Source organism: Achromobacter sp. (assembly GCF_032113835.1).
Lineage (GTDB): Bacteria > Pseudomonadota > Gammaproteobacteria > Burkholderiales > Burkholderiaceae_B > Achromobacter.
Genome location: NZ_DAMCTG010000162.1, coordinates 1 through 4,718, shown reverse-complemented (window position 1 = coordinate 4,718; position 4,718 = coordinate 1). Strand labels below are relative to the sequence as shown.

General features: G+C 65.5%; 4 protein-coding genes. All 4 read left to right on the top strand.

What is annotated here, in order from left to right:
* Positions 1 to 791 (top strand): shikimate dehydrogenase (gene aroE / locus RT697_RS26900; protein ID WP_313702673.1); only part of this gene is annotated, 791 nt, incomplete at its 5' end.
* 5 nt (positions 792 to 796) lie between these two features.
* Entirely contained in the window at positions 797 to 1,531 is a 735-nt protein-coding gene (gene mtgA / locus RT697_RS26895; protein WP_218342198.1) for a monofunctional biosynthetic peptidoglycan transglycosylase, read from the top strand.
* 93 nt (positions 1,532 to 1,624) lie between these two features.
* Positions 1,625 to 2,803, top strand: coding sequence for an LPS export ABC transporter permease LptG (lptG, locus tag RT697_RS26890; protein ID WP_313702672.1), 1,179 nt, complete (start codon positions 1,625 to 1,627; stop codon positions 2,801 to 2,803).
* Positions 2,800 to 3,633, top strand: a complete 834-nt coding sequence (locus RT697_RS26885; protein WP_175126250.1) for a symmetrical bis(5'-nucleosyl)-tetraphosphatase — start codon at positions 2,800 to 2,802, stop codon at positions 3,631 to 3,633. Before lptG ends, RT697_RS26885 begins: the two co-directional genes overlap by 4 nt.
* The last annotated feature ends 1,085 nt before the right edge of the window (positions 3,634 to 4,718 follow it).

Here is a 4,718-nt window from a genome sequence, read left to right as displayed (position 1 = left end):
TCCACGCCATGTTTTCGCAGCAGACCGGCAAGCCGCTGCGCTACGAGCGCCTGCTTGCCCCGGTGGACGGCTTTGCCGACGCCGTCGCCGCTTTCGTGGCGGACGGCGGCCTGGGCCTGAATGTCACGGTGCCGTTCAAGCTGGACGCCTATGCATTGGCGTCGGACCATCTGTCGAATCGCGCGCGGCTGGCGGGCGCGGTCAACACCCTGTCGTGGCGCGATGGCGTCTGGCACGGCTGCAACACTGATGGCGTGGGCCTGGTCAATGACCTGCTGCGCCTGGGCGTGCGCCTGCCGGGGGCCGCCGTGCTGCTGGTCGGCGCCGGTGGCGCGGCGCGCGGCGTCCTGCAGCCTCTGGCCGAGGCCGGCTGCGCCCGCGTCCACATCGTGAACCGCACGGCTGCCCGCGCCGAGGAACTGGCCGCCGCCTGGAGCGCAAGCGGCGTGTCGCCGCAAACCCAGGTTACCGCGGGCGCCCTGGCCACCGCCGCCGTGTCCGGCGGCTGGAACCTGGTCATCAACGCCACCGCCAGCGGCCTGCAGAATGCGGCCCCCGACCTGCCGCCCGGCCTGTACGCCGACGGCGCCGCCGCCTACGACATGATGTACGGCGCGCAGCCCACCGCCTTCATGCGTCAGGCCCAGGCCGACGGCGCCGCGCTGACGGCCGACGGCTTGGGCATGCTGGTCGGCCAGGCCGCCGAAAGCTTCTTCATCTGGCACGGCGTGCGCCCCGACGCCGCGCCCGTCCTGGCGGCGCTGCGCGAGGCGCTCGCCGCCGGAAGCTGAACGGCATGGCGACGCGCACGGGCCGCAGCGGCGGCCGCAATTGGTTTCGGATCACCACCGGCTTGGTAATGGCGCTGGTGTGCGCGATCCTGCTGTACCAATTCTGGCTGTTCGCCCAGGTGGTCTGGTACAACTACCGCGACCCGGGCAGCAGCGCGATGATGCGCGAAGAGCTTTCGCGCCTGCGCAAGGAAGACCCGGGGATCGAGCTGAAATACGAATGGGTGCCGTATGACAAGATCAACCGGTCGCTCAAGCGCGCGGTGATTGCGTCCGAGGACTCCAATTTCACGGGCCACGATGGGGTCGAATGGGACGCCATCCGCAAAGCCTGGGAATACAACCAGAAGCAGGAAGAAGCCGGGCGCTCCAAGATGCGCGGCGGCTCCACCATCACCCAGCAACTGGCCAAGAACCTGTTTCTGTCAGGCTCGCGCAGCTACCTGCGCAAGGGTCAGGAACTGGTACTGGCCTACATGATCGAACACGTCATGAGCAAGGAACGGATTCTGGAGCTCTACCTGAACGTCGCCGAGTGGGGCGTGGGCGTGTTCGGCGCCCAGGCCGCCGCCAAGCATTATTTCAATACCACCGCCGCCAATCTGGGGAACAGCCAGTCCGCCCGGCTGGCGGCCATGCTGCCCAACCCGCGCTTCTATGACAGCCACCGCAAGTCCAACTATCTGAATTCCCGGGTCGGCGTGCTGACGCGCCGGATGCAGATGGTCGACATCCCCTGAAAGGGGAACCGGACAAAACGGTCCTGCCAGTCGTTTTCCGGCTGCGGGATTTGTTAAGCTTTCACGTTTACGCGCTCCACTCCTTTTTCCTTCATGCGTACTGCACGTCGCTACCTGGCCCGAGAGGTCTATCGCTCTTGCGCAGTGGTCCTTCTGGCCCTGCTCGGCCTTTTCACGTTCTTCGCTCTGGTGGACGACCTGGACAACGTGGGCGACAAGTTCTCCATGATGGCCTTGCTGTACATGCAGGCGCTGGCGATCCCCACCCGTCTCTATGACCTGCTGCCCATCGGGCTCCTGATCGGGGCCATCCTGGCGCTGGCGGGTCTGGCCCAGCGCAACGAACTCGTCATCCTGCGGGTCTCCGGCGTCAGCGGCATGAAGCTGCTTCGCATGCTCTGGATCGTCACGATCCCGCTGATGATCGGCGCGGGCCTGCTGTCCGAATACGTGACCCCATGGGCCGAGGTCAAGACCGGCGAGGCCAACCTGATGTTCCGCGGCAAGGCGGGCGGCGACCGCCTCAAAAGCGGCTACTGGTTCAAGGAACCCACGGCCAACGGCGGCACCCGCATCATCAACATCACCGAACTGAAGGGCGACGGCCAGGTGGCCGGCGTGACCCTCTACGAATTCAAGAAGGACCTGACGCTGTCGGCGCTGTCCACCGCCCCGTCCGGCTTGTTCACCCGCGGCGACCTGGTGCTCAAGGACGTCTCCGAGACCCGCCTGGACGCCGATGCCGCCGAAGCCCTCGCCAACGCCCGCCCGCCCAAGAACCCGCCGGCCACCGTTGTAAAGCTGCCCGAACGCTCCATCGACACCACCCTCAGCGCCGAACGCCTCCTGGCGCGTGTGCTGACGCCCGAACGCATGTCGATCGTCACGCTGCTCGACTACGTGGAATACCTGCGGGACAACCAGCTTCAATACGGCCGCCAGGTCGTCGCGCTGTGGCGCAAGCTGGCCTACCCGTTCACCCTGCTGGTGATGATCACCATCGCCGCCCCCATCGGCCTCATGCAGACCCGCCGCGGCGGCGTCGGCGCCAAGGTCTTCGTGGGCATCCTGCTGGGCGTGGGCTTCTTCATGCTGAACCAGCTTGCGCTGAACGTCGGCATGCTGGGCAAGTGGCCGCCCTGGCTGACCGCCCTGGGTCCGAATCTGGGCGCCATGGCGCTGGCGCTGGGCGCCATGAGCTACATGGAATACCGCCACACCATCACCCGTCTCGTCCAACAACGTTGGCCTTGGAGCAAGAGTCCCGCATGAACGGCAGTATCTGGATGATTGGCGACGTGCAGGGCTGCTGCTCGCCGCTGGATCGCTTGCTGTCCCACCCGGACCTGGTTGGCGATCCCAAGTCGCGCTTCTGGTTCGCGGGCGACCTGGTCAACCGCGGCCCGCAGTCGCTCGAAACCCTGCGCCGCATCATCGACCTGGGCGACCGGGCAACGGTGGTCCTGGGCAACCACGACCTGCACCTGCTGGCCGCGGCCGCGGGCGTGCGCAAGCCGTCCAAATCGGACACGCTGGAATCCATCCTGCGGGCGCCCGACGCGACGGACCTGCTCAACTGGCTGCGTTTCCGCCCGCTGGCGCATTTCGAGCAGAACCATCTGCTGGTTCATGCGGGCACGCTGGCCAAGTGGGACGTGGCCAAGACACTGGCCCTGGCGGGCGAAGTCCAGGACGCGCTGCGCGGCCCGAACTGGCAGAAGGCCCTTCAAAAAATGTACGGCAACGAGCCGGCCACCTGGAAGGAAGACCACAAGGGCGGCAAGCGGATGCGGGTGATCATCAACGCGCTGACGCGGATCCGCTTGTGCACGCCGAACGGGCATATGGAATTCGCGACGAAGGTGACGCCGGGCGCTTGGCCGCCTGGGTTGGTGCCTTGGTTCGATGTGCCTAATCGGGCGACACGTAATGTCACGACGGTATTCGGACATTGGTCGACGCTGGGGTTGTTGCAGCGGCCGGACGTGATTTGCCTGGATACGGGATGTGTTTGGGGCGGGTCGTTGACGGCTTTGCGGTTGCAGGATCGGAAGCTCGTGCAGGTGAAGTGTTCGCAGTTTCAGGATCCTTTGGCGGAGTGAGGTGCTGGGGGGCTGCTTTGACGCTTGGTAGGTCGCATTCTTCGGATCTTCTTGCGTTGCTTCTTTAGATCTTCGTAGGGCGCTTCTTCAGATCTTCGTAGGTCGCCCGACGCCGCGGTCCCCGGGGAGGCGATCGCCCACGATTGCGGTCCGGAGCCTTCGCTCCGGACGTGCCTAGGCGGCCCCCCCCTTCGTCATCTTCGTCCGCCTTCGGCTCCCTTCAGATTCCCTCGGGCGCATCGACGGCGCTCGCCTCCCCGGGGACCACGACGCCGTGCTACGAGGGTCTTTGGTTTGCGCGCTGCTAGACCTGTGGACAGGGCAGGAGATTTGCGGGGCCGCCGAATTGCTGCCGCCCGGGCGGCGGCAATCGGCATCGGTTCAGTGGGTCGTCGTGAGGATGTGCGCTTCGCGCTGGCGGAGATCGGTTTGCTAATGGCCGCCGTCACGGTGGGTGGGGCGGTGATGGGCGGCGCGGCGACGGCTCGCGTCAGCCTGCCGACCTGTTCGCGCCGCCCATCGGGCACTTGAGTTCAAGTGATGATTAGCAGCGAACCGTGCTCGAACGAAGGTGTCAGACACCCGAATCCGTCCTACGTATCTGCTGCGTTCAGACTCCCGCCAAAAGCGGGTGTCGAAGGTGTCAGACACCGGAATCGGTCCTACAAATCTACTGGCGCCGGATCTGCGTCAGACTCCGCGCCAAAAATGAGCGTCTTCGCCAGGATGGGTGTCTGACACCCTGGAAGCACCCTTCAAGCCTGTAGCCCGTCTATGCGGGTGTCAGACACCAAAGCGCCACCTACTCGCGAAGCGTCATGACCACGTCGTCTGCTGGTCTGCTGGTGTCAGACACCCGAATCAGTCTTACGGATCTGGCAGTATCGGGTACCCGGCAAAAACGAACACCTTCGCCAAAATGGGTGTCTGACACCCTGGGAGCACCCCTCAAGCCTGCAGCCCGTCTATGCGGGTGTCAGACACCCAAGCGCCACCTATGCGCGAAGCGTCATCATCACAACGCAAGACTCCGCGTAAGTCTCCGGAGGCCGCCCGCGCGGCCGAACGGAGACGGGCACCGCAAG